The organism is Bacillus sp. ISL-34 (assembly GCF_018613325.1).
GTDB lineage: Bacteria > Bacillota > Bacilli > Bacillales > DSM-1321 > Peribacillus.
Window position 1 is genome coordinate 150,855 of sequence record NZ_JAGGQJ010000033.1, and the last position, 23,984, is coordinate 174,838.

24 protein-coding genes, 1 pseudogene and 1 riboswitch are annotated in these 23,984 nt (G+C 40.1%); of the genes and pseudogenes, 19 read left to right on the plus strand and 6 right to left on the minus strand.

Going from position 1 to position 23,984, the window contains the following annotated elements; all coding sequences use genetic code 11:
- Positions 1–34 precede the first annotated feature (34 nt).
- A riboswitch (purine riboswitch) is annotated at positions 35–136 on the plus strand.
- Positions 137–298: 162 nt separating this feature from the next.
- Positions 299–898, plus strand: coding sequence for a xanthine phosphoribosyltransferase (locus tag J7E52_RS21890; protein WP_214750512.1), 600 nt, complete (start codon positions 299–301; stop codon positions 896–898).
- Complete coding sequence (locus tag J7E52_RS21895; protein WP_214750513.1) at positions 891–2,204, plus strand: nucleobase:cation symporter-2 family protein; 1,314 nt, start codon at positions 891–893, stop codon at positions 2,202–2,204. The genes J7E52_RS21890 and J7E52_RS21895 overlap by 8 nt, the downstream gene beginning before the upstream one ends.
- Before the next feature lie 379 nt (positions 2,205–2,583).
- Here the strand turns inward: J7E52_RS21895 and J7E52_RS27295 are convergent, their stop codons facing one another.
- Positions 2,584–2,790, minus strand: coding sequence for a hypothetical protein (locus J7E52_RS27295; RefSeq protein ID WP_309476923.1), 207 nt, complete (start codon positions 2,788–2,790; stop codon positions 2,584–2,586).
- A gap of 376 nt (positions 2,791–3,166) precedes the next feature.
- Here J7E52_RS27295 and J7E52_RS21905 point away from each other — a divergent pair, with 376 nt between their 5' ends.
- The 7 genes from J7E52_RS21905 to J7E52_RS21935 all read left to right on the plus strand — a co-directional run bounded on the left by J7E52_RS21905 (position 3,167) and on the right by J7E52_RS21935 (position 11,562).
- Positions 3,167–4,255 carry a type III polyketide synthase gene (locus J7E52_RS21905; protein WP_214750514.1) on the plus strand — a complete coding sequence of 363 codons (1,089 nt, stop codon included), beginning with the start codon at positions 3,167–3,169 and terminating at the stop codon, positions 4,253–4,255.
- Positions 4,255–4,785: an isoprenylcysteine carboxyl methyltransferase family protein gene (locus J7E52_RS21910; protein ID WP_214750515.1), complete on the plus strand. Its 531-nt coding sequence runs from the start codon at positions 4,255–4,257 to the stop codon at positions 4,783–4,785. The genes J7E52_RS21905 and J7E52_RS21910 overlap by 1 nt, the downstream gene beginning before the upstream one ends.
- 147 nt (positions 4,786–4,932) lie before the next feature.
- On the plus strand, positions 4,933–5,091 hold the full coding sequence (locus tag J7E52_RS21915) for a hypothetical protein (RefSeq protein WP_214750516.1): 159 nt from the start codon (positions 4,933–4,935) through the stop codon (positions 5,089–5,091).
- A gap of 179 nt (positions 5,092–5,270) precedes the next feature.
- On the plus strand, positions 5,271–8,984 hold the full coding sequence (locus J7E52_RS21920; RefSeq protein ID WP_214750517.1) for a dynamin family protein: 3,714 nt from the start codon (positions 5,271–5,273) through the stop codon (positions 8,982–8,984).
- A 15-nt stretch (positions 8,985–8,999) separates the two neighbouring features.
- Positions 9,000–9,761: a nucleotidyltransferase domain-containing protein gene (locus J7E52_RS21925; RefSeq protein ID WP_214750518.1), complete on the plus strand. Its 762-nt coding sequence runs from the start codon at positions 9,000–9,002 to the stop codon at positions 9,759–9,761.
- Between the two features lie 12 nt (positions 9,762–9,773).
- Positions 9,774–10,601, plus strand: coding sequence for a sulfurtransferase (locus J7E52_RS21930; RefSeq protein ID WP_214750519.1), 828 nt, complete (start codon positions 9,774–9,776; stop codon positions 10,599–10,601).
- Positions 10,602–10,686: 85 nt separating this feature from the next.
- Positions 10,687–11,562: a 5'-3' exonuclease gene (locus J7E52_RS21935; protein WP_214750592.1), complete on the plus strand. Its 876-nt coding sequence runs from the start codon at positions 10,687–10,689 to the stop codon at positions 11,560–11,562.
- A gap of 142 nt (positions 11,563–11,704) precedes the next feature.
- On the opposite strand, the pseudogene J7E52_RS27500 reads toward J7E52_RS21935, so the two are convergent.
- A pseudogene (locus J7E52_RS27500) lies at positions 11,705–11,814 on the minus strand (transposase); the annotation flags it as partial.
- Positions 11,815–12,202: 388 nt separating this feature from the next.
- Here J7E52_RS27500 and J7E52_RS21945 point away from each other — a divergent pair.
- Positions 12,203–12,484, plus strand: a complete 282-nt coding sequence (locus J7E52_RS21945; protein WP_228467451.1) for a DUF6123 family protein — start codon at positions 12,203–12,205, stop codon at positions 12,482–12,484.
- Positions 12,485–12,528: 44 nt separating this feature from the next.
- On the opposite strand, the gene J7E52_RS21950 is transcribed toward J7E52_RS21945, so the two are convergent.
- Both J7E52_RS21950 and J7E52_RS21955 read right to left on the minus strand, forming a co-directional pair.
- Complete coding sequence (locus tag J7E52_RS21950) at positions 12,529–13,437, minus strand: DMT family transporter (protein WP_214750520.1); 909 nt, start codon at positions 13,435–13,437, stop codon at positions 12,529–12,531.
- Positions 13,421–13,834: a reverse transcriptase-like protein gene (locus tag J7E52_RS21955; RefSeq protein WP_214750521.1), complete on the minus strand. Its 414-nt coding sequence runs from the start codon at positions 13,832–13,834 to the stop codon at positions 13,421–13,423. The genes J7E52_RS21950 and J7E52_RS21955 overlap by 17 nt, the downstream gene beginning before the upstream one ends.
- A gap of 220 nt (positions 13,835–14,054) precedes the next feature.
- Between J7E52_RS21955 and J7E52_RS21960 the strand changes: the two genes are divergently transcribed.
- The 3 genes from J7E52_RS21960 to J7E52_RS21970 all read left to right on the plus strand — a co-directional run bounded on the left by J7E52_RS21960 (position 14,055) and on the right by J7E52_RS21970 (position 15,982).
- Entirely contained in the window at positions 14,055–14,726 is a 672-nt protein-coding gene (locus J7E52_RS21960; RefSeq protein ID WP_286197993.1) for a reverse transcriptase-like protein, read from the plus strand.
- Positions 14,727–14,731: 5 nt separating this feature from the next.
- A complete protein-coding gene (locus tag J7E52_RS21965) occupies positions 14,732–14,917 on the plus strand; it encodes a zinc-finger domain-containing protein (protein WP_101222353.1) in 186 nt (61 codons plus the stop codon).
- Between the two features lie 84 nt (positions 14,918–15,001).
- Positions 15,002–15,982, plus strand: a complete 981-nt coding sequence (locus tag J7E52_RS21970; protein ID WP_214750522.1) for an HD-GYP domain-containing protein — start codon at positions 15,002–15,004, stop codon at positions 15,980–15,982.
- 20 nt (positions 15,983–16,002) lie between these two features.
- On the opposite strand, the gene J7E52_RS21975 is transcribed toward J7E52_RS21970, so the two are convergent.
- Positions 16,003–16,467, minus strand: coding sequence for an RrF2 family transcriptional regulator (locus J7E52_RS21975; RefSeq protein ID WP_214750523.1), 465 nt, complete (start codon positions 16,465–16,467; stop codon positions 16,003–16,005).
- Between the two features lie 170 nt (positions 16,468–16,637).
- On the opposite strand from J7E52_RS21975, the gene hmpA reads away from it, so the two are divergent.
- The 4 genes from hmpA to J7E52_RS21995 all read left to right on the plus strand — a co-directional run bounded on the left by hmpA (position 16,638) and on the right by J7E52_RS21995 (position 21,069).
- Positions 16,638–17,846, plus strand: a complete 1,209-nt coding sequence (gene hmpA, locus J7E52_RS21980) for an NO-inducible flavohemoprotein (RefSeq protein WP_214750524.1) — start codon at positions 16,638–16,640, stop codon at positions 17,844–17,846.
- 334 nt (positions 17,847–18,180) lie between these two features.
- Positions 18,181–19,269, plus strand: coding sequence for a glutamate 5-kinase (proB, locus tag J7E52_RS21985; protein WP_214750525.1), 1,089 nt, complete (start codon positions 18,181–18,183; stop codon positions 19,267–19,269).
- Between the two features lie 37 nt (positions 19,270–19,306).
- The gene (locus tag J7E52_RS21990) at positions 19,307–20,554 is read left to right on the plus strand and encodes a glutamate-5-semialdehyde dehydrogenase (RefSeq protein ID WP_214750526.1); all 1,248 of its coding nucleotides are present in this window, start codon (positions 19,307–19,309) and stop codon (positions 20,552–20,554) included.
- A gap of 80 nt (positions 20,555–20,634) precedes the next feature.
- Positions 20,635–21,069: a general stress protein gene (locus tag J7E52_RS21995; protein WP_214750527.1), complete on the plus strand. Its 435-nt coding sequence runs from the start codon at positions 20,635–20,637 to the stop codon at positions 21,067–21,069.
- A 535-nt stretch (positions 21,070–21,604) separates the two neighbouring features.
- On the opposite strand, the gene J7E52_RS22000 is transcribed toward J7E52_RS21995, so the two are convergent.
- Positions 21,605–22,051, minus strand: a complete 447-nt coding sequence (locus J7E52_RS22000) for a DUF5392 family protein (RefSeq protein ID WP_214750528.1) — start codon at positions 22,049–22,051, stop codon at positions 21,605–21,607.
- Between the two features lie 501 nt (positions 22,052–22,552).
- On the opposite strand from J7E52_RS22000, the gene J7E52_RS22005 reads away from it, so the two are divergent.
- Together J7E52_RS22005 and J7E52_RS22010 are read left to right on the plus strand one after the other, a co-directional pair.
- Entirely contained in the window at positions 22,553–22,933 is a 381-nt protein-coding gene (locus J7E52_RS22005) for a hypothetical protein (protein ID WP_286197994.1), read from the plus strand.
- Complete coding sequence (locus J7E52_RS22010; protein WP_214750529.1) at positions 22,923–23,393, plus strand: endolytic transglycosylase MltG; 471 nt, start codon at positions 22,923–22,925, stop codon at positions 23,391–23,393. Before J7E52_RS22005 ends, J7E52_RS22010 begins: the two co-directional genes overlap by 11 nt.
- Positions 23,394–23,984: the final 591 nt, after the last annotated feature.

Genomic DNA, 23,984 nt, shown 5'->3' on the forward strand with positions numbered 1-23,984 from the left:
CAAATAGAGCCAGCGTTGGTATAATTCATATATTAATTAAATATAAAGTTTCACTCGTATAATAGCAGGGATATGGCCTGCAAGTTTCTACCGGATTACCGTAAATAATTCGACTATGGGTGAGTAATAGATCTTGTTGCGTAAATGAAGGCTTTTGCTGATTCATTTTTCATTCATGCCCAAGAAGTATTGCTTCACTCCAAAAAAGTGCCGCAATGTTTCTTGGGCTTTTTTATATGCCGGGAAATAATTGCATGGTTTATGGGTTAATAAACATCCAAGATTGGGAGGAACCTTCATGCAACTTTTAAAGGAAAAAATCTTGTCCGAGGGTCAAGCTTTATCAGAAGATATTTTAAAAGTAGATTCATTCTTAAATCATCAAATGGATCCTATGCTAATGAAAGAAATTGGTAAAGAATTCGTTAAACGTTTCGAACAAAAGGAAATAACGAAAGTGCTGACGATTGAATCTTCAGGCATTGGGCCTGGTTTGATGGCTGCGTTGGAATTGGAAGTTCCGCTCATTTTTGCCCGTAAACGTAAATCACTTACTTTAACAAATGATTTAGTGACGGCGTCCGTTCATTCGTATACAAAAAAAGAAACCAATACCATAACCGTTTCCAATAAATATATTGAAGCTGGAGATAAGGTTTTGATCATCGATGACTTCCTTGCTGTCGGACAGGCAGCCCGGGGCTTGGTGGAAATCTGTAAGCAGGTTGGAGCAGAAGTGGCCGGAATCGGCATTGTAATTGAAAAAGCATTCCAAAGCGGTGGTAAGGATCTTAGGGAACAAGGTTTCCAAGTGGAATCACTTGCGCGAATTGCTGAATTGAAATTCGGTGAGATAACGTTTGCTGAGGAAAAGGAAGGAGCAACAGTCCATGTCTAATCAATCACCATTAAAAGTTGCTTCCTTAGGATTGCAACATGTTCTTGCCATGTATGCCGGTGCAGTCGTCATTCCATTGATTGTCGGTGGGGCGCTGGGATTGACTGCAGCGCAGTTAACTTATTTAGTTTCGATAGACATTTTGATGTGCGGGATAGCAACTTTATTGCAAGTGTGGAAAAATAAATTCTTTGGAATTGGACTTCCGGTCGTCCTAGGCTGCACATTCACAGCAGTTAGCCCGATGATTGCAATTGGTACGCAATATGGAATCAACTCCATTTATGGATCTATTTTGGCGTCGGGATTGATCGTCATTATCATTAGTAAGTTCTTCGGAAAACTGGCAAGGTTCTTCCCACCCATTGTCACTGGATCGGTCGTTTTGATTATTGGCATTACACTCATTCCTGTTGCCATCAACAACCTCGGTGGAGGCCAGGGAGCTGCTGATTTCGGAGACTTGAACAATGTAGCTCTTGGATTTGGAACTTTGTTATTCATTATATTCATGTATAAATTCTCGACGGGATTCGTCCGCTCCATTTCTATTTTATTGGGGCTGTTAGTCGGAACCTTTGCAGCCTTCTTCCTTGGAAAAGTGGATTTTAGCTCAGTGGTCAGTGCCAGTTGGCTGCATATGCCACATTTTTTCTACTTTGGAACTCCGACATTCAACGTCACGGCAATCATTACAATGACATTGGTGGCGATCGTCAGCTTGGTGGAATCGACTGGTGTTTATTATGCACTTGGTGAAATCACGGACAAAGAGATTTCAGAAGACGATCTAGCTCGCGGATATCGTTCTGAAGGACTTGCCATCATGATTGGCGGTTTGTTCAATGCGTTTCCGTATACAGCTTTTTCACAAAATGTCGGCTTGATTCAATTGTCAGGCATTAAAACAAGAAATGTCATATATACAACAGCAGGCATTCTCATTTTCATAGGTTTTGTTCCGAAAATTGGTGCATTCACGACAATTATCCCTTCATCCGTGCTTGGCGGTGCAATGGTTGCGATGTTCGGGATGGTAATTGCCGCAGGAATTAAGATGTTGAGCAAAGTGGATTTTGCTTCTCAAGAAAATTTATTGATCATCGCTTGTTCAGTAGGTATGGGACTTGGGGTGACGGTCGTTCCTGAGCTATTTGCGCAAATTCCGGAAAGCTTTCAAATTTTGACGGAAAACGGTATTGTAGCCGGAAGTTTGACAGCCATTTTCTTGAATATCGTCTTTAACATCGTCCCTACAAAAGGCAAAGTGAAGGAAACGCGTATTGAAGGGCAAAATGTAGCCTGATTAAAAATAGTTTCGGTTAACTTGATAGATTCACCCATTAAATGCCCAAAATCCTCAGGTGACGAGGATTTTGGGCATTTTTCGATTTAGGCCGAAGCATATCATTGATAATGAAATTGGCGTTTTGTCAGATATAAGGAAACTCTCTCCACTTTTTGAATATATTGATAGTATATGTTCAGGAAAGTAGTGATAGGGATGGAGAAAAAATATTGTATTCATTGTCGGACCATTCTAAGCCAGGAGAATAGGTGCAGTGTGTGTGGAAAAGAGGAGTTTCAAAATATCATTATACAAGTGCAAAATCAATCTTCAGTAAAGAAGGAAGAATGAAAGTGCCCCCTTGCCGATTAGGTAAGGGGGTTTTATTGTATCGTGATTACATTTCGATCATTAAGATGATTTGTAGAGTGCCGACGCCTTCCAAGGAAATGGGGAAATGGATTGCTTCATGAAACCCATACATTTTGCCGGGCGGTGTAATGTCAATCAATGCATTCTCTCCTGCTAAAGAGGTGGCAATATTACCGTCAAGCATTTCACCTTCCAACCGCATGCCAAACATGCTTTCACCTGTTTTACTCATACACCCGTTTGTTCCCTCAATCATTATTTTCCCACGGATATCCCCTGTCATGCCAATAAGGACGCTAATGGATTCCTGTTCGAAAGGCTGTCAAATGAGGTGCGGCTTTTGAATGTCCAAAGAGAAAGGAATAACGGACTTAACGGCCAGGATGGTACCAATTAACAATGATTATAGCGTTGATTTCCAATTTCGTTCCTCCACTTGTATGGTTATGTTCTCTATTTTATCAAATATATAATCCTTTTTACCTATCCATTTAGAAAAAAAGTAAAAATATTATGAAATGCCTATAAATATAACCATTTAGCTATAAAGCATAATTGATATCCTGGTGGGTATATTAACCATATCATGAATAATTAGGGGTGGACTCATGCCGTACTTATTATCTGCATCACATATAAAGCTGCCACATTTACTTTCACAGGAAAAAATCATGGAATTTTCGAGAGAAGTATTTGGAGCCTCATTTATGAATATAGAACGGTTGCTAAAAGCCTTTAAGAATGGGCAGGTGGAAAATCGGTATTTTTCAAATGATCTTGATTGGTTTAAAGAGGATCATTCTTTTGCCGATCGGAACGATTTATATATTCAGCAGGCAGTCAAGTTTGGGAAAGAAGCTATAGAAAAATGCTTGGCCAACACAGAATTTTTAAAAGAAGAACTGCAGGCAAACGAGCTAGATGCTTTCTTCTTTATCTCAAGCACGGGAATTGCTACCCCGACCATTGATGCCAGGATAATGAATGAACTTCCATTTAACCCGCATACTAAAAGGATCCCGATTTGGGGGCTTGGCTGTGCAGGAGGGGCGAGTGGCCTATCACGTGCTTTTGAATATTGCCAAGCATACCCGGCGGCGAAGGTCATTGTTTTAAGCGTGGAGTTATGCAGTCTGACCTTTCAAAGGAATGATATCTCCAAAAGTAATTTAATTGGAACTTCCTTATTTTCTGATGGAGTAAGCTGTATTTTGGTTTGCGGTGATGAAGTCCCGAATGAACAGATTTCAAAAAAAGTAAGACATTTGCAATTTTTGGATTCGCGATCGACGCTTATGCCGAATTCATTGGATGTAATGGGTTGGGATGTTAAAGATCAAGGGTTATACGTGATCTTTTCGAAAGATATTCCTACAATCATCAAGGATTGGCTTAAACCGAATGTTCAAGAGTTCTTAATGGAGAATGGATTCGATCTCAACGATATAAAAGATTTCATTGCTCATCCTGGAGGCAAAAAAGTGATTGATGCTTATCATGAAGCCCTCGGATTCGATGAAAGCATGACGGCAGAGTCAATGGGCGTATTGAGGGAATTTGGCAATATGTCCTCAGCAACCATTTTGTACGTCCTGGAGAGGTTCATGCAGCGGGGCGGGAATAAAGGTGAGGTGGGCTTGGCTGCTGCATTAGGGCCTGGGTTTTCATCTGAACTTGTGTTAATGAGGTGGAAGTGATGATCTTTGCCATTTTCATTATCTTGCTCGCTATACAGCGCCTGGTTGAATTATATATCGCCAAACAAAATGAAAAACAGCTGAAATCTGCAGGAGCAGTAGAATACGGTGAGTCCCATTACAGATGGATGGTTCTAATGCATCTTAGTTTTTTTATTGTTCTCATTTGTGAAGTGGTCGTGCTTGAAAGGGATATGTCTGGACTTTGGCCAATTTGGCTGAGCCTTTTTCTAATTGCGCAGTCAGCCAGGATTTGGGTAATCCGTTCATTGGGGAAACATTGGAATACAAAAATCATAGTGGTTCCTGATGCCGATGTAGTCATTAAAGGTCCTTATAAATACTTCAAACATCCGAACTATATCATAGTGGCAACTGAGATTTTAGTTATTTCCTTATTATTCAATGCATATTATACTGCTATCATCTTTAGTTTATTGAATGTTTGGATGATGACGGTAAGAATCCCACTTGAAGAGAAGGCATTAAAGGAACATACGGAATATTCTACGGTTTTTAAGGGAAAATAATAATAAAAATTTAATTTCTTATTGAAAATGATTATCGTTCGTGATAAGATTCTAAATGAAGATGAAAATTATTCTCATTCGGATTTCGATAAATTTATTTTAATAATTAAAAACTAAAAGCTAATCAATAAGAGGATGGTGTTGGTAATGGTTTGGGTATTCATTTTATTGACAATCGCTACATATGGTTTTGTGATGAAACATGTATTGAATAATATTCAAAAACCGGCAAAGGCAGTTAAACCTTATAACGAGTCACCAATTGAAAACCGAGCTGCTTTTAACCCCACCCCTACAACCAGGTAAATATCCTGGTTTTTTTGCATTCAAAATGGAACTGCATGAATCCACCAATTGGTGGTTTTTTTTTTGAACATGGCCAGTAATGAATCATATAGTAAAAATGAAGCTGACGGTATGAATAACAAACGAAATCGTTTACAATAAGAATATCAAAATGACGATAGATTAAGGGGTATGGATTCATGATTCAAGAAACATTAAAGCAACAGTCCAAATTGGGGATTTTGACTGCCATGTATGAGAAATTTCAATCGGCAGGTGATACAGGCAATGCAGATAAACTGAAACAGTTAATCATGAAAGTGAATAATGAAGAGTTCATCATTGCTTTTTGCGGGCATTTTTCAGCGGGGAAATCTAGTATGATCAACTTTTTCCTTGGTGATCAAGTATTGCCTTCAAGCCCGATTCCAACAAGTGCAAATACGGTAAAAGTCCAAAAAGGGGAAGACTATGCCAAAGTCTTTTACCATCATCAGCCACCAGTCTTATTTCCTGCACCTTATGATTTTAAAGAGGTCAAGAAATTTGCCAAGGATGGGGACTCGGTGTCGGCAATAACGATAAGTTCCAATGATTTTTCACTGCCGGATTCATGTGCGATCATGGATACGCCAGGAATTGATTCAACAGATGATGCACATAGAGTTTCTACGGAATCTGCCTTGCATCTAGCAGATGTCGTCTTCTATGTCATGGACTACAATCACGTCCAATCAGAAGTGAACTTCCTATTCACGAAAGAATTGTTGGAGGCTGAAAAACCGACATACTTAATTATCAATATGATCGATAAGCATGATGGGAAGGAGCTTGGCTTTCAAGACTTCAAGCTTTCCGTTTCCGAAGCATTTGCGAACTGGAATGTATATCCTGATGGGATTTTTTATACATCGGTAAGAGACTTGAACAATAGCGAAAATGAAATAGAAGTGGTCAAGCAATTCATATATGAAATGGCGGGTAAAGGTCTAAATGATGGGAAAGATGCCATCATGCAATCGGCTAATGCCCTTGTCGAAAGGCATCTTAATTGGCTGAAGGAGCAGTATGAAGAGGAACATGCCGAGGATTTTGAAGTATTATCAGAACTTCCTCTTGAAGAACGAGTGCACCTGACGAATCAAGTGGACAGCCTATTGAAAGAAAAAAAATCATTAACGGGACGTATAGAAGACATCAAGGACCAATATGCCGATGCATTAGAAACCATTTTGAAAGGTGCATACATCATGCCCGCGGCTACACGGGACCTAGGTAAATCTTTCTTGGAATCGGCTCAGCCGGACTTTAAAATGGGTTTATTATTTGCCAAGAAAAAAACGGATGCCGAACGTGAGGCACGTATCAAGGCGTTCTTGACCGATTTACAAGAAAAGGTGAAAACCCAGCTTGAATGGCATCTTAAAGAATTAGCCGTTAAAACGCTTAATGGAGCGGAGATCCATGATTCAACACTTGAAAGTAGGGCTCAGGCACTTCAGATCGAGGTAACGGAATCTTACATAAAGAATTCCTTGAGGCCTCAAGTCGATATTACGGGTGAATATGTTTTAAACTATACGAATGATTTGGCATCAGCCATCAAGAAGAAAGCACGTGATGTATCTGAAGGATTTTTGAATGAAATGGTTACCGTTATGGAAGGAATAGTGGAACAGCAGTCCATATCCATCGATAAGGAACTTGAAGGTTTTTCTGAATTTGCGGAAGCCCTTAAAGTTACTGCTGCGATGAACGCGGAAATCGAGTACCAAACGGAACGCTTAGAGGCCATCGCTCATCAAACTGAATCATTAGTCGATGAGCGCGATATCGATATGCTTTTAACTCAATGGAATGAAGAGGAAAAAAATATTACAGTCAAAATCATGAAAACCGATAAAGGAAGTAATTCAAGGTCCGTCAACGAACACCCTGAAAGTGATCATGATGAAGAAAACAAGGAAGCTGTACCTTCCGTGACTGTTTCTTCATCTGATGCTACTGATTTACGCGGAAAAGAAAGGCTGATGGAGACTGCAACGAGTTTACAACAGGCGGCCAATCTGATCCAACCTTTAAGAGGGTTTCAATCACTTTATAAGGAATTGAAAGAGAAGGCAAATCGTTTGGAACAGCAGACGTTCACGGTTGCCCTCTTCGGTGCATTCAGTGCGGGCAAATCCTCCTTTGCCAATGCGTTGATGGGAGAAAGCGTCCTTCCTGTTTCGCCAAATCCGACTACGGCCGCAATCAACAAAATCATGTCTTCGGACGCCGAGCATCCACATGGAACGGCAACCGTCAAATTAAAGTCCGAAGCGATGCTGTTAGAAGATGTAAGCCTGGCCTTGGCAGCTTTTGATAAATCGGCAAAGACTCTGGATGAAGCACTCCAACTAGCAGGGCAAATCATTGCGAAGGCGGGGGAAGTTAATAAGGGGAAAACTCATTTATCCTTTCTTAGGGCGTTTCATCAAGGGCTGCCTGAGTACCAAAATGATCTAGGAAATGTTGTCACGGTAGATCTTGAAGGATTTAAACGTTTTGCTGCAGAAGAGTCCAAGTCATGTCTTGTTGATCTGATTGAATTGCGTTATGACTGTGAAATGACAAAGCAGGGGATGGTCCTTGTTGATACACCTGGGGCGGATTCTATAAATGCACGACATACAGGAGCAGCTTTTGAATATATTAAGAATTCGGACGCCATCCTTTTTGTGACATATTATAATCACCCATTTTCACGGGCTGACAGGGAGTTCTTGATACAACTTGGACGTGTGAAAGATTCTTTCGCTATGGATAAGATGTTTTTCATTGTCAATGCCGTCGATCTGGCACAAACCACTGACGAATTGGACGAAGTGATGGATTATGTCACAGATCAACTGAATGGATTCGGTATCCGTTTTCCAAAACTGTTCCCGCTTACGAGTAAGGGAGCGTTGATGGAAAAACAAACGCCTGGTTCGTTTAAGCATTCGTTCCTTCCTAATAGCGGAATCTCGGAATTCCAAGGCCAATTCGATTCTTTCATAGAAAACGATTTAACTGGACTTGCTATTGAATCGGCTCAAGCGGCTGTAAAAAGAACGGAAGAACTGCTACGAGATGTAATTACAGCTTCCAGGCAGGATGAGAAAGCGAAACGTAGGGATCTGGAGACCCTTTCTCATGAGGCACAGTCCATTTCGGAAATCCTCTCAGTCATTAAAGGGGATGCAGAAAAGCAACGTTTGAAAAAAGAAATCGACGAATTGACTTTCTATAGTAAACAACGAGTCTTCTTCCGGTTTAATGATTTCTTCAAAGAATCGTTCAATCCGGCTGTTTTAAAAGATGATGGAGGCGATCTGAAAATTGTCCTCAAGCAATCGATGAAGAACTTATTGGATGCATTAGGCTTTGACCTTGCACAGGAAATGCGGGCAACGGCATTAAGGACGGAAATGTTCGTAAATAAATTACTGAATGAGAAACAAAGCAGTTTGCTTCAGCAAATGCAAAAAGTAAGAAGAACCCTATCATTGCAGCCATATGAACCTAATGAGAGGGAGTCCCTTGAATTTACAGGCGCTTTTTCCCGATTAGATACGGGGGAATTCAAAAAGGAATTGGCATTATTTAAAAATCCAAAATCTTTCTTTGAAAAAAATGAGAAAGCGAAAATGAGCGAAGGGCTTCAGAAGCGTTTGGATGAACCTGCCCTTATATATGTTAAAGAACAGGGCGAGCGGATTTTCGAAATGTATAATGAAGTCCTCGATCAAGAGTTACTCGCGATTCAAAAAGAGTTTAAGACGGAAATATCGGATATCTTTGCAGGCTTACGTGCAGCATTGGAGGAAACGGTCGATTTACCGTATTATGAAAATGCTGTAGCTGAATTGGCAAAAATGCATTCGAAATAGAAACGAGGTTCATTCATGAAAGAAAACCTTATTTCAAAATTGAGATACCTGGAAAAGAAAGAGGATATGACCATTTTGATGGCTGCTGTTACTGGCAGCCATTCTTTTGGTTTATCAACCGTCCAATCTGATTATGATGTTCGGTTTATATATGTTCATAATGATAAGCGATCATACCTAAGCTTGAGTCAGCCGGTTGAAGTCATTCAATTGAAAGAAGACCAATTTGACATGGAAGGCTGGGATTTATTTAAATCATCACGTCTTGCCTTAAAGAGTAATCCTGCTCTATTTGAATTATTTCAGTCGCAAATCAAGTTGATTACGCTTCCGGATTATTATAGGAAGATGAATGGTTTGATAGCGGATTGCTATTCCAAAAAGGCACTGGGGCACCATTACTATCGGATGATGAACGACAATCTTCAACAATTGACAAAAACAAGGGAATCCAAAAGAAAAGAACTAAAAATATGGGTACAAGTATACCGTTCATATTTAATCCTGGAATATATCATCCAACGGGGTTCGCTGCCACCTTTATCGGTATGGGAATTACTTGATTTAGTTTCAATTGATCAAGAATTGAAAACCAGGATGACCCGGATATTCAAGGCAAAACAAATGGAAGAATGTATAAGCAACAATGAAAGTGAAAGGAATCTTTCGCTAATAGAAGGGAAATCACTTTCCTTAAAGAATGACATAAGTAGGCTACATCAAGGGAAGAGCATGGAAACGGAGCTTAATGAATTAATTTGGACCATTTTGAAATAGGGGGTTATGCAGATGAGTTTTATAATCGAAAAAGAAGAGCTGTTGCCGTTGTTGAATTCCAATGATATCAGAATTTGTGACTGCCGCTTTCAGCTAGGCACTCCTGATGCAGGATATAAGGCATACAAAAAAGACCATATTTCCGGCGCTGTTTATTTCGATCTAGAAAAGGACTTATCGGGGCAGGTTAAAGAACATGGCGGAAGACATCCTCTTCCTGACCTGGAAACCTTTAAAGTTAAACTGGAATCAAATGGAATCACCAATGATACGGTACTTATTGCTTATGATGGCGGGGAAGGTTCTTTTGCTTCCAGGTTTGTGTGGCTGCTGAGCTACCTTGGGCATCAGAAAGTTTTTGTTCTTAACGGGGGATATCGCGCCTGGAGGGAGGCGGGCTATCCCATTGACTCGAATCAAACGAACTATGTGCCAACAGAATATCATATCGATTTAAATGAGTCCGTTTTTGCTTCTTATCAAACAGTGAAGGATTACACAATGAATAGGCCAGACGATGTCATTTTAATGGATTCCAGGGAATCTAAACGATATGAGGGAATTGAGGAGCCGATTGATAAAAAAGCCGGACATATACCTGGTGCAGTAAATAAGGTATGGCTGAACGTTCTGGAAAATGGCTATTTTAAAAAGAGGGAAGATCTTCAGTCGAATTTCACTGGCATCGGTAATGATAAGGAAATCATTGTGTACTGCGGTTCAGGTGTAACGGCATCACCAAATTATATCGCCCTGAAAGAAGCGGGCTATAAAGATGTGAAGATTTATATTGGCAGTTTCAGTGACTGGATCTCCTATGATGATAATCCAATTGAATAATATTTTTTCCAATTAAACGATCCTTAAAAAAGGGGACAGTTATGTTAAAATGGAAGTACATCATGATAGAGGTGATAATGTGTTAATGAAAGAAAATGAGCAGCATCCTTCCTTTATGCTTGTCGATGGGATGGCGCTTTTATTTAGAGCTTTTTATGCAACGGCCGTTACTGGTCAATTCATGATTAACTCAAAAGGCATACCAACCAATGCCGTTCAAGGTTTTTTGAAGCATATGCTGACGGCGGTGAATCACTTTTCACCTAGTCATGTAGCGGTGTGTTGGGATATGGGCAGCAAGACCTTCAGAAATGAATTATTTGATGGATACAAGGCTAATCGATCAGAAGCTCCAGTCGAAATGATTCCTCAATTCGACTTGGCGAAAAAAGCGGTTGAAGCATTTGATATCCCTAACATAGGGCTCTCTGGATATGAGGCGGATGACTGTATCGGGACAATTGCCAAGGCATCTGCCCAACATAGCAGGGTGGGTATATTGACTGGCGATCAAGATATGCTCCAGTTAATAGATGAAAACATTTCCGTACTTTTGTTAAAAAAAGGGTATGGTAACTATGAAGTGCATAATCCCGGTAGCTTTTTTGAATGGAAAGGGATCACACCAAGACAAATGATCGATTTAAAAGCTTTAATGGGTGATACAGCTGATAACTATCCCGGAGTTAAAGGAATAGGGGAGAAGACAGCGTTGAAATTATTGATCCAATATCAAAGTATCGAAGGGATTCTTGAAAATGTTGCTTCATTGACGAATGGGCAGCGGGCTAAAATTGAATCCGCCGTCGATATGCTTCATTTATCCAGAAAGCTAGCTGAAATAAAATGTGATGTACCAATTTCATGTTCTTTGGACGATGCGGTCTATCAATATGATCGAGAGAAGGTCAAAAATCTGGCTAGGGATCATGAATTCAGGACTTTACTGCGAATGATCTAATCAAAAAATGGGAGCTCCCCTTTTGGAATTCCCTTTTAATTTTCGCCTGAATTTAAGAGATTGGGGCTCTACTGGCCCACTAGGTTAGGCCATTTTGGACCTTGCGATTAAACAATTGGCCACCTTCTTTAAATTAATGCCAAGTTAGCATCGCCTGAATCGACAATTTTTTAAGAACCCCCTTAAAGCAGTCCAACGCATATCATGCTTTTCTTTTGAATCTGCGAATACACGCTCAATCTTTTCTTTTCGCATATATAGGTTTTACAGCTTAATGTTGACGAGATGATCTGCTTCTTCCACATCACCTTAAGTTTTATTAAATCTATTTTAAAACAATGAAGACTTTAGGCAAAAGGGTTCTATCTAAAAGGTGAAACAAAGTTGATTGGAACGGAAGGTACGAGACTCCTGCGGGAAAAGCGCGTCGAAGGGAGACCCCGCAGGCGCTTGCGCCGAGGAGGCTCCCGGACCGCCCGCGGAAAGCGAGTGCCTGGAGTGGAAATCAACGTTCAAATTGTACAGTCTGGGAGCTCCCAAATGGGAGCTCCTTTATTTTGTACGGTGAGTTTTTTGTCGAAAAATGGATAGTCAAAATCTTTGATATACGGTAAGATAAAAATAAGGCATGAAGTATGGAGTGGATGCAGAAGTGGCGAAATCAACTGAAGAGTATGTTAGTTTTTTAGAGGGTAAGGGATTCACTTTTGGTAATGACGCGATTGGTTTTATTTATTTTGGTAAGCGCTACACGGATGCAAGTGATATTCTAGTCAATGCAGCAATAGAGTTGACATTGAAGGTACAAAAGAATTTTGATGGCAGCTTTTATATCTCCTTTTTGGAAAACTTAAAACAAAATGGCATTGAAACGCGTAGTGCAGCGGTATCGTTTGCAAAAGAACAGGGGCTGCTTAAATAAATCGGACTTCGTAACTGGAAGTCCGATTTATTTTATTGGGCTTTTCAAGAAAACTCCTGTGTCACCGGTTTCTTTTTCTTAACAGGCAGTTCAGCGAAAATCATCCCCAAGAAAATGAATGCGCAGCCGATGATGGAGGCGGTAGTCAATTTTTCCCCTATCAATATGTATGAGGATAACGCCGCAAAAACCGGTTCCATTGAAAAGATAAGCGCCACTCTTGTAGGTGTCGTATAAGCCTGGAAGAAGGTCTGTGCGAAAAAGGCGAACGCCGTGGCAAGTGCTGCAGTAACCAATAAAGCAGTCCATACATCCTTCTGTAACATGACCTCCGAGCTGAAGATGACGGAATGATTCTCATTGAAAATGAAGGCTGAAACAAATGATAATAAAGATACGGTCGAAACCTGAATCAGCGTCAACGGTAAAGCGGGAAGGGTCCGGGCATATCTAGCGGTAGTAATGATTTGCATGGCAAAACTGATTGCGCATAAAAATACCAGTAAATCACCGATATTCAAATTGGAGCGGTCAGCGAAAGTCATTAAATAAAGCCCAATGGTTGCCGCTGCGACACCTATCATTGTATTGCGGGAAAGCCTATGTTTTAAAAGCAGCAGGGAAAAAACAGGTACCATGACGACACTTAATCCTGTTATGAAGCCTGTCTTTGCAGGAGTTGTATAATTCAATCCGATCGTTTGAAGCCCATATCCCAGAAAAAGCCAAACCCCAATATGAAACCCGGCTATAATAAGGCCCTTATTCCAAGTTTTCCCCTTTTTGTGTAAAGTCGATATATAAGGAATGAGCAAGAAAACGAAGGCCATGAAGAAACGGGCGGCATTAAACGTGAATGGGTCAAGAAAAGATAGGGCATTTTGGACCATGACAAAAGTGACACCCCAAATGAATACAACGAATAATAATGAAAAATCAGCTGTCTTGTTCATGAATTTCCTCAGCCTTATTCATGCGAATGGCCCGTCTCGCCAATTCATCCGCAGACTTGTTTTCTAGGTTTGGAATCCATTTCATGAAGAATAATTCGAGCTCGTCGGAAAGCTTTAGAGCCCGTTCCAGCAATATGGCATACTTATTTTTTGCAAATCTTTTTTCAATGGCCTGGTTGATGGCCTGGGAGTCAGTACGGAAAGAAACGATTTGATACTTATTGGCTAGACAAATTTCCAATGCCTTAATTAAAGCATGGTACTCCGCTTCATGGTTTTCCATATTTCCAAGCGGAAATGAGTGCCTCTCGACCACACCGTTATTATTTATGAAAACACCTGCGCCGCTCGGCCCTGGATTGCCCGCACTGGCACCATCAATATACACTTCGATCAAGATATGCTCCTCCTCGAGTTTAACTGTCAATATGCTTTGATAAAAACGTTTCATATAAAATTAAGATTGAAACATGAGAATTTCAGGCTGATATGGGAACTATAATTAAAAAGAGTGATTCAAATGCTTACAATATATTATAAAGGGTATGACGAAAAAAAGGTATGAAAATTGTAAGCTGTTCTGCATGAATGGTGAATGGATAAGGAGCTGGAAATCTTTGAAGGTAATTATGCAATGGACATATCATGCTTCAAAAAAACCATCTGCCGATTTCGTTTCGGATTGGCTTGATGCCGGGACTGCACTGGTCATAACGGAAGATCTTGAAAAGGCAGGAAGGCTGAAAGAAGTGGAATTCAAGGATGAATTCGATACAACATGGACGAAGAAAGAGCTAAAGAAGCTCCTGGCGGAAGTTGAGGAAGAGCCGCAGGATGTGACGGTTTTTTTTGATGGAGGTTTTCAAAAAGATGAAAAGGTGGCAGGAATCGGTGTCGCGATTTATTTTCGTCAAGGGAAGAAGTTCTGGCGGTTACGCACCAATGTGAAATTGGAGCAATTTGAATCCAATAATGAAGCGGAATATGCGGCCTTTCATGAAGCGGTCAGGCAGATGGACGAACTTGGAATCCACCATCAAAGCTGTGTCTTTAAAGGAGATTCTCTAGTTGTCTTAAATCAACTTTCCGGTGAATGGCCCTGTATGGAAGAAAACTTAAATAAATGGCTCGACCGCATTGAAGCGAAACTGGATAAATTAAAGATCATTCCGGTCTGCAAGCCAATTTCCCGGAAGGAAAACCAGGAAGCCGATCGCCTGGCAACACTTGCACTGCAGGGAAAAGCCATTTTCAGCAAAATAGAGATTGCTGAGTCAAAGGAGCCATAACAACAATGAACAGGAAAAAAATATATGAAGAAGTGGAAGATGTTCTCGCTTCATTTTGCCAGGATTGTTTTTTACGAAAGCATTTTCGAAAAGAGAAGGGGCGTACGTATGCCCATCAGTTCTGTATTTCAGAATGTACGGTTGGTGAAAAATTAAAACGGCTGGGCAATGAACTTAGTGACCGAACTTAAGTGCCAGAAAATTGTTTTCATTAAGACACAAGGTCAAAAAGGATATGGTATTATAGGTAAAAAATAGAGAAAAGTGTGAGAGCAATGAAAAATAGAAGAGGGAAGCTGAATAATAAAGCGAATCCGCCTCTTACCATACCCGAAATTGATTTCATAATGGAACAATTGAAAAAAGGTGAATCTTCTTTAACTGAAGATCATGTACAACCTAGAGTAAAGATTCATGAAAAAATCAACAAAGCTTCTATTCAAATCAAAAACATTTTTCAAGATATATGTATAGAAGGAAAAATACAGCTTGAAAAGATTGAAGTGATTAAAGCGGAGGTTGCACCTGTCATTGCAGAAGCTGCAAAGAATCCTGATATTTATTACCTTTTCGAAGAGTTGCAAGCAAATAAGGAGTATACGAATAGGCATAATATCGGTGTCGGAATCATTGCCACTTATCTAGGGATGAAGCTTGGATTATCTAAAGAAAACCTTTCGGCACTGACACTGGCTGCCACGCTGCATGACGTGGGTAAAACAAGGATTCCGGAAAGTATATTGGAAAAACCGGGTAAACTGACTGCGGCAGAATATGAAGAAATGAAACGCCATACGATTTATGGGTATGAATTACTTAAGAATATCCCTGGAATCCCACCATCGATTGCATTAACTGCCCTTCAGCACCATGAACGCGAAGATGGGAAAGGCTATCCACTTGGTCTGAAGGGGAATGATATCCATCATCATTCGAAAATCGTTGCAATAGCCGATGTATTCCATGCGATGTCTTCAAATCGTGTATATCATCAGGCCATGCCGTTTTATAAGGTGATTGAGCAAATGAACAGCGATATGTTCGGTAAATTCAATCCAGAAATGCTGCTGGAGTTTGTAAGTCGATTAATGTCCACTTTGGTCGGAAAAGAAGTCACGCTTACCAATGGACGAATCGGTACGATCATCATGATCAATCCATACGATCCCCTTAAAGTTTTATTGAAAACCAGTACAGGGATTATGGATTTGCGAATGGAAAAAGAATGGCAGATCGAACGGATCATAGGATCATAGGTTAATGAAAAGAAGCCCGATTATAAAATATCGGGCTTTTCGTCATTATGCTTTACCGAATCGAAATAGGTTTTTAGCATCACTTTATTTTCGCTGAAGTCTGCAATCGTATATTGATCAAGGACCTTTAAAAAAGCATCCAAGGCATTATTAAGGACAAATTTCAACGAACAAACGGGAGAAATCACACAGTTATCGTGATCTTTAAAACATTCCACTAAATAAAAATCTTCTTCGGTTCTCCGTACCAGTTCCCCTACATTTATTTCAGCGGGTGATTTAGCAAGCCGGAAACCGCCATTTCTTCCACGTATCGTCTCGATATAGCCTAATTTACCTAGGTTATGAACAATCTTCATCAAGTGATTTTTAGACAGTTGATAAACTTCAGATATCTCTTTAATATTTGACAATTTGCTTTGGTCGTGGGAAGCCAGGTAAATCAACACTCTAAGTGAGTAATCGGAATAACTCGTCAACCTCATGTTTATCGCCTCACATTCTATCCCCATTAGACTATATCATAAATGTGAACATTTTATAAACATGAAAACTTATTATTCGAAAAGATGTATAAAAAATATTGCTTTTAATGCATTTAAGTTCTAATATAAACATGTATTTAAAATGCTTGTTTATGAAGAGGGGTTTACCTATGCTATCCCAGAAAACTATCGATGTTATCAAATCAACCGTACCTGTATTAGAAGTGCATGGTACAACTATCACAACTGTATTCTATAAAAATCTTTTCGAGGCACATCCTGAATTATTAAATGTTTTTAATCACGCCAATCAAAAAAAGGGGCGCCAGCAAACTGCACTTGCCAACACGGTTTTGGCAGCAGCTAAACATATAGATCAACTTGAAACGATCTTACCTGCCGTGAAGCAAATAGCACAAAAACACAGAAGTCTTGCAGTTAAAGCCGAACATTATCCCATTGTTGGAGAATTTCTATTAGGTGCAATCAAGGAAGTTTTACAAGATTCGGCTACAGAAGAGATCCTTCAAGCTTGGGGAGAGGCCTATGGAGTCATTGCCGATGTTTTCATTAGCATCGAAAAGGAAATGTACGACCAAGCTTCCAATCAGGTCGGCGGATGGCCTGATTTCAAACGATTCACAGTGGTGGAAAAAGTACGGGAAAGTGACGTAATCACTTCCTTTTATTTAAAGCCATCAAATGGAGACAAGGTTCCATCATTTCTTCCTGGTCAATATATTACCGTTCGTATCGAGATACCGGGTGAACGCTATTTATTCAACCGTCAGTATAGTTTGTCTGATGTTCCGGGAAAAGATTACTTCCGGATTTCCGTTAAAAAAGAAAAGCCTGGAACCTCTCCTGATGGAAGGGTCTCTAACTATTTGCATGAATCCATTCAGATGGGTGACAGTATAGACGTAACGGCTCCTGCAGGTGATTTCACCATTGATTTGGATAAACGAACTCCGGCAGTTTTCTTGAGCGGAGGCGTTGGCATAACGCCTTTCATGAGTATGGTTCAAGCGGTAGCTGAACAAACACCTGAGCGTGATGTCCAATTCATTCACGCATCCGATAATGGCAATTTACAGCCGTTCAGAATGGAACTGACAGAACTAACGAACAAGCTTGCCAGTTATCATTTATCCTTTGTCTTTAAAAATCCGAGTGAGGATGATAAGAACCTGCCGAATTTTGAAAAGGAAGGGTATATCGATAGGGAATTATTGAGCAATGTTGTTAAACCTGAAGCTGATTATTATGTGTGTGGCCCTGTACCTTTCATGAAGGCCATCATCACATACCTGAAAGAGCTTGGGGTAGATACGGATAAAATTCACTATGAGTTCTTCGGCCCAGCCATGGCGCTATAAGGTTCATTAATCGAAGGAATGTTATTGACATCAAGAAGATAATTTTGCATACTATATTAAAACAATGAACGTTGAGAGAAGATTAGTATGCGAGAATCACTGTGACAGAGAGCGGCGTCAATTGCTGGAAGACCCGCGACAGGAAAGCGCAGAACCTGCTTCTTGAGTCCTATGCAAAACATAGGCGCAAATCCTGGCGTTATCAGGCAAAGTGGAATGCATGAACTTGCATTCAATGAAGGTGGTACCACGGAGAGCAGCCCTTTTCGTCCTTATTTCGAGGATGAAAAGGGCTTTTTTTCATGTCTTAGATATTTATTGGAGGAAGTAATCGATGGAAAAGAAACGCATCGTTGTAAAGATAGGAAGTAGTTCTTTGACCAACACAAAAGGTGAAATCGACCAGAATAAATTTTCCGATCATATCCAGGCAGTGGCAGCATTAAGGAAAGCGGGACATGAAGTTGTCCTTGTTTCATCAGGTGCTGTAGCAACAGGTTTTCGCAAGCTTGGTTACCCGACGAGACCTATCACTCTCAAAGGAAAACAAGCTGCTGCAGCTGTAGGGCAAAGCCTTTTGATTCAATCGTATATGGAACAATTAGGGCACTTTGAAATCGTTCCGGCGCAGATTTTATTAACAAGGAAAGATTTCTCGAAAAAAGATAGATATAAAAATGCATATGCGACATTGATGGAATTGCTTGAACGCGGCATCCTTCCGATTATAAATGAAAATGATACAGTATCGGTCGAGGAGTTGACTTTTGGTGATAATGATATGCTATCCGCCTTAGTAAGCGGGCTCGTCCACGCGACCAACTTGATCATATTAACGGACATTAATGGGCTTTATGATTCCAATCCACAGACAAATCCAGGGGCCAAGCGATTTGAAAAGCTTTCCGAAATAACGGAGGATTTATTGCAAATGGCAGAAGGTGCGGGTTCCAATGTCGGAACCGGCGGGATGAAATCGAAGCTGATTGCAGCACAAACTGCATTGTCTCTAGGGGTGAAAGTATTCATCGGTTCTGGTTTGGGGAGTGATAAACTACTAACAATCCTTGAAGGCAATGGTGATGGCACATATATTGGGAATGATGTCTTGACGACGGTAACGAAAAACAAACAATGGATATCCCTTCATTCACAAGTATCCGGGAAAATTTTCGTTGATGAAGGTGCCGAAAGGGCTTTAGTTTCAAATGGGAGCAGTCTGCTGCCAGCTGGAATTTATGAAATTAAAGGAGTCTTCAATAAGGGCGATGTTGTCGAAGTCTTTGGTGCAAATGGATTATTAGGGCGGGGCGAGGTCCTTTATTCCGACGAAGAATTAAAACAGGCGATGGGAAAGAGGACATCCGAGCTTGTAATCACTTCCATAGAAGTGATCCATCGCGATAAATGGGTGAAAGCATAAAAAATCAATTTCATGAAAGAACAGGGGGAATTTGGAAATGAGTGAAGTGACGGCGAAAGGAAAGGCAGCCCAAAAAGCCAGTTATCAGCTAATCGGTTTGAGTACGGAAAAAAAGAATGAGGCACTTGGAAAAATTGCTGAACAACTTATTATCGATAAAGATTTCTTGATACAGGAAAACCAAAAGGATCTGGAAGATGGCAGGAAAAAAGGCTTCAGTGAGTCTACATTAGATCGAATTATGTTGAATGTTAACCGTATTGATGACATGGCAGCGGCCATTATGCTTTTAATCGATTTAAATGATCCGATTGGGGAACAATTGGAGACGATCGAAAAAGAGAATGGTTTATTGATTAAAAAGCTACGGGTGCCGATCGGGGTAATCGGGATGATTTATGAAGCAAGGCCTAACGTGACCATCGATGCAGCTACATTATCCTTGAAAACGGGGAATGCCGTCATATTAAGAGGCAGCTCGTCAGCCAAATACTCCAATATGGCACTAGTCTCTTCCATTCATAAAGCATTAGAGCATACGGAAATCCCTGTAGAAGCTGTTCAATTGATCGAGGATACGAGTCGTGAAACCGCCAAGGAACTTTTTCATCTTAATGAGTATTTAGATGTTTTGATTCCGCGCGGCGGAAAGAATTTAATTGAAACGGTCATAAAGGAGTCAACTGTTCCCGTCCTTGAAACAGGAGCAGGCAATTGCCATATCTTCATCGATCAGACCGCAGATATCACGATGGTCGAAAAAATTGTCTTAAACGGTAAAACCCAGCGCCCATCCGTATGTAATGCTATTGAGGGGCTTCTGATTCATGAAGAATGGTTTGAAGAAAATGGAGTGCGTATTTTGGAACTCCTGGACGAAAAGGGTATTGAAATATATGGAGATGAAGCGGTTTGCAGCGCCTTTCCGAGAGCGAAAACGGCTACGGAGGAAGATTGGTCAACAGAGTACCTGGCTTTAAAAATCAGCGTGAAAACTGTAAAAGGTGTATCCGATGCCATTGAACACATAAACCGATACGGTTCCAAGCATTCTGAAGCAATCCTAACAAGGGATGAACAAAACGCTTCCGCATTTTTGAATAAAGTAGATGCTGCAGCAGTTTATCACAATGCTTCCACCCGTTTTACCGACGGCTTTGAATTCGGTTATGGCGCAGAAATCGGCATTTCCACACAAAAGCTGCATGCACGTGGACCAATGGGTTTACCGGCCTTAACATCAAGCAAGTACTTCATATACGGCCAGGGGCAAATCCGGGAATGAACTTCATTTCTTTCATGGAAGGTTATGAAAACTCAATTAAGGGTAATGTATAATACATTACTTTTAAAGGAGCAGATACCATGGACAAGAGGTTTATAGCAATATATGAAAATGAAAATGAAGCGACTTCAGCAGTCAAAAATTTAAAGGAACAAGGATTTACTTCCGATCAAATATCAGTAGTGGCAAAAAACATCGATAAATTACCAAATGAAGCCGAGGAAGTCAGCCCGGCAAGAACTGATGGATTTGTAGCTGGTGCAGCAGCCGGCGGAGCTGTCGGATTGACAGGCCTGCTTATTGGAATGAGTGCATTAGCCGTACCAGGAATTGGTCCGATATTGGCTGCAGGACCGATTTTCACCACTTTTGGCGGAGCCGCAGCCGGGGCAGCATCGGGAGCAGGCGGATTGCGAAAGCCATTATTGGAACTTGGACTGGAGGAAGCCGAAGTCGATCAATATATGGAGGATATTAAAGCAGGGAAAATCCTTGTCATAGCCGATCCTTTTTAAGTTCGTAAGTAAACCACCTTGAATGAACAATATACGAAGTTTGACAGCTGAACTCAATGTCCACAAAACACAAAATTAAACAGCTCTCATTTATTTAAAAACCCCGTTCTGAATCCTTGAACGGGGTTAATCTGTTTGTAGACCAATTTTATTGCCAGTAACGATAAAATCAAAAGGAATTCCACAATTGTATGAAGAATAAAAGGAATATAGTCCTATTAGTGAGAAAGGAATGGGAATTATGGAAAATGAAGTAGAAGACGATGCCACTTTAAAAAATTAAAAAGGATTTTATTCATGATCATTTTAACCTTGAGTATCTTTATGCTGATGTTAATGTGAAAAAGCGTTTTCTAGTGATGAAAAGCAAGATTTAGTTAGAAGATTTGAATGTCCATCTTTTGTGATATTTAATACCTAAGCAACCAACCGGAGTGATTCGGCAGTTTACGGATCACACTGGTTGATTGTTTTTTAGTGCTGAGTTTTTTGCTTATTTCAACGACCGATAACGATATGAAAATTTGCGAACTTTTTATTCCGTGTTTGAGGATTTGTTCTTCCATTGTTGTTCTTCAGCTAGAAACTCAAAAAAAACATTCATGGCAGTATGCGGATGCTCATTTACTCTTTTAAAGTAATTACTTTTTCTGGCATCTGTTAAATAGCTGCTTTTTTTGATTCTATCCAACATATATTTTTGACTCATTTTCACTATTTCCTTTTGGTTGTGTTTGTTTTCTTTTAATAAGGCAAATCCTACAGCTCCCACCAATGCATAGATTCCAAGTGCGATTTTCGAAATGGGTAAAGATTCGTTCTTAAATAAAAGGAAAAAAAGATTAATGATGGAAAAGCCTATCATCACCGTCGAAAAAAAACCGTATTTCATATTTTTCTTCAATAAGGGGGACAATTTTGATTGAAGTTGTTCGATTTCGGCTTGCATGAAACTCGGTATATTATTTATTTTAATATTCATTGTATCCTCCTTAATATCTTGCATGCATCCAATAAGTAAATGGCACTAAAAAAATAGTACCTATTCAATGAAACAGGAAAAGGAACCTGATAATATATATCTTATCGTTTGGAAACGTGTTTGTCATTAATATAGCCCTTGGACTCTTTTAAAGGGAAAAGTAAAAGCAGTGATGTGAATAAGAATGCCATTTATACGTTTTGAACTAACCCAGTTAGACAGCGTTCTTGCAGTATGTTTGGAGGACAAATAAAGATCATTTGCCTTAATATACTAACAACGGTATAAATGATGAATGGATTATGGTAAAATGGTCCTTAAATGGAAACTGTATTTTTCGTTTTTTGGTTATTAATAGTTATGGATCGCCTTCCCGCGCCTTTTTTTGTCATAAATACGTGACTATTGTGGTATTTTGTTCTTTTAAATCGAGTTTTGGAACAAATCAATATATAATTAGAAAGCGAGATATTAGATTCAAAGATTAAGGAGGGACATAGAATGATGGAATGGGCTCTGATCATTTTGTTTGCTGCAGCAGTAATACTGTTCATTTTATCGTTTATTAAAAAGGATTCTGTAAAAGTGGACAGTCAATTGGAACAACTTGCTATCACTTTTGGAGATGAAATGAGTGTATTACAGGAAAAAATCAGAAACATCGAGATAGATGCTGAAATTACGGTGCAAGAGGCAGGCGTTCTAGCAATGGCTTCCGAAAAGCGGAACTTGTTGCGTGAAGTGCTCGACCTACATAAGCGAGGTTATTCATTTGAAAGCATTGCACTGAAGACAAAACAGCCGGAAGATGAAATAGAACGCATGCTTACTCCTTACATAAAAACGAAGAATGAAAGGAGAAATGTGGCCAATGACATCTAAATCAATGCGCAGCTTTGCCGGAGGCCTTGTTGTTGCAGCGGGCATATGCGGTGCAGTGTACTTCCTTGGTCCAGGAGAAGCGACCGGCACATCGGAGAAACTATCTGAAGATGAAATGAAAGAGACTCTGGCTTCAGAAGGGTATGTCATACATTCCGAAAAAGAATGGGAAGAACAGATTGCTGAAGCACAGTCGGTTAAAGATAAAGCGGAAGCGGAAAAAGAAACTGTAAAAGAACCAACAGAAAAAATCATATACCGTACAGTTCTAACTGTGTCTAAAGGCTCGACAAGCATCGATGTAGGTAAAACCTTACAAAAGGCAAAAGTCATTAAAAATGCCAATGAGTTTTCTGACGCCGTTGAAAAGAAAGGCAAGGCCAACGGATTACGACCTGGAACATATCTGGTAGATAGTGAAATGACGACGGAAAAAATCATTTCCATTATATTTAAATGAACATAAAAACGACCATCGATAAGATGGTCGTTTTAGTTTGTCAACAAAAGGGTGGAATGGTCTCATCCCGACCCCTTTTCCGTTTTGCTGAGGGAATGGTTACCTATGTTTTTTTACTGTTTTATATGGAATGAAACCTCATTAGATTGAAGAAATTTGCGAGACTCCTGCCGAATAACTGTCTAGCCGAGACCCCGGAGGCGCTTGCTTTGATGAGGCTTGTCAGACAGTCGGCGGAAAGGGAGCGGGTTTCTGAAATCAACAGGAACGTTTTTTAACAATAAAAAAGACTGTAGACCGACAATAGAATATGTTGGTCTCAGTTAGTTCACAACATAGGGTGGAATGGTCTTATCCGAATCCCTTTCACGATTTTTTTGAGGGAATGGTTACCATAATTTTAAAACAGAATTGGTTATACTCCATGAATTTTTATTCATTCAAATGGAATGAAACCTCATTAGATTGAAGAAATTTGCGAGACTCCTGCCGAATAACTGTCTAGCCGAGACCCCGGAGACGTTTGCGTCGAGGAGGCTTGGCAGACAGTCGGCGGAAAGGGAGCGGGTTTCTGAAATCAACAGGAACGTT

Coding starts and splice junctions, on each gene's coding strand:
- J7E52_RS21890 (WP_214750512.1), top strand. CDS start 299: ATGCAACTTTTAAAGGAAAAAATCTTGTCCGAGGGTCAAGCTTTATCA.
- J7E52_RS21895 (WP_214750513.1), top strand. CDS start 891: ATGTCTAATCAATCACCATTAAAAGTTGCTTCCTTAGGATTGCAACAT.
- J7E52_RS27295 (WP_309476923.1), bottom strand. CDS start 2,790: ATGAGTAAAACAGGTGAAAGCATGTTTGGCATGCGGTTGGAAGGTGAA.
- J7E52_RS21905 (WP_214750514.1), top strand. CDS start 3,167: ATGCCGTACTTATTATCTGCATCACATATAAAGCTGCCACATTTACTT.
- J7E52_RS21910 (WP_214750515.1), top strand. CDS start 4,255: ATGATCTTTGCCATTTTCATTATCTTGCTCGCTATACAGCGCCTGGTT.
- J7E52_RS21915 (WP_214750516.1), top strand. CDS start 4,933: ATGGTTTGGGTATTCATTTTATTGACAATCGCTACATATGGTTTTGTG.
- J7E52_RS21920 (WP_214750517.1), top strand. CDS start 5,271: ATGATTCAAGAAACATTAAAGCAACAGTCCAAATTGGGGATTTTGACT.
- J7E52_RS21925 (WP_214750518.1), top strand. CDS start 9,000: ATGAAAGAAAACCTTATTTCAAAATTGAGATACCTGGAAAAGAAAGAG.
- J7E52_RS21930 (WP_214750519.1), top strand. CDS start 9,774: ATGAGTTTTATAATCGAAAAAGAAGAGCTGTTGCCGTTGTTGAATTCC.
- J7E52_RS21935 (WP_214750592.1), top strand. CDS start 10,687: ATGAAAGAAAATGAGCAGCATCCTTCCTTTATGCTTGTCGATGGGATG.
- J7E52_RS21950 (WP_214750520.1), bottom strand. CDS start 13,437: ATGAACAAGACAGCTGATTTTTCATTATTATTCGTTGTATTCATTTGG.
- J7E52_RS21965 (WP_101222353.1), top strand. CDS start 14,732: ATGAACAGGAAAAAAATATATGAAGAAGTGGAAGATGTTCTCGCTTCA.
- J7E52_RS21970 (WP_214750522.1), top strand. CDS start 15,002: ATGAAAAATAGAAGAGGGAAGCTGAATAATAAAGCGAATCCGCCTCTT.
- J7E52_RS21975 (WP_214750523.1), bottom strand. CDS start 16,467: ATGAGGTTGACGAGTTATTCCGATTACTCACTTAGAGTGTTGATTTAC.
- hmpA (WP_214750524.1), top strand. CDS start 16,638: ATGCTATCCCAGAAAACTATCGATGTTATCAAATCAACCGTACCTGTA.
- proB (WP_214750525.1), top strand. CDS start 18,181: ATGGAAAAGAAACGCATCGTTGTAAAGATAGGAAGTAGTTCTTTGACC.
- J7E52_RS21990 (WP_214750526.1), top strand. CDS start 19,307: ATGAGTGAAGTGACGGCGAAAGGAAAGGCAGCCCAAAAAGCCAGTTAT.
- J7E52_RS21995 (WP_214750527.1), top strand. CDS start 20,635: ATGGACAAGAGGTTTATAGCAATATATGAAAATGAAAATGAAGCGACT.
- J7E52_RS22000 (WP_214750528.1), bottom strand. CDS start 22,051: ATGAATATTAAAATAAATAATATACCGAGTTTCATGCAAGCCGAAATC.
- J7E52_RS22005 (WP_286197994.1), top strand. CDS start 22,553: ATGATGGAATGGGCTCTGATCATTTTGTTTGCTGCAGCAGTAATACTG.
- J7E52_RS22010 (WP_214750529.1), top strand. CDS start 22,923: ATGACATCTAAATCAATGCGCAGCTTTGCCGGAGGCCTTGTTGTTGCA.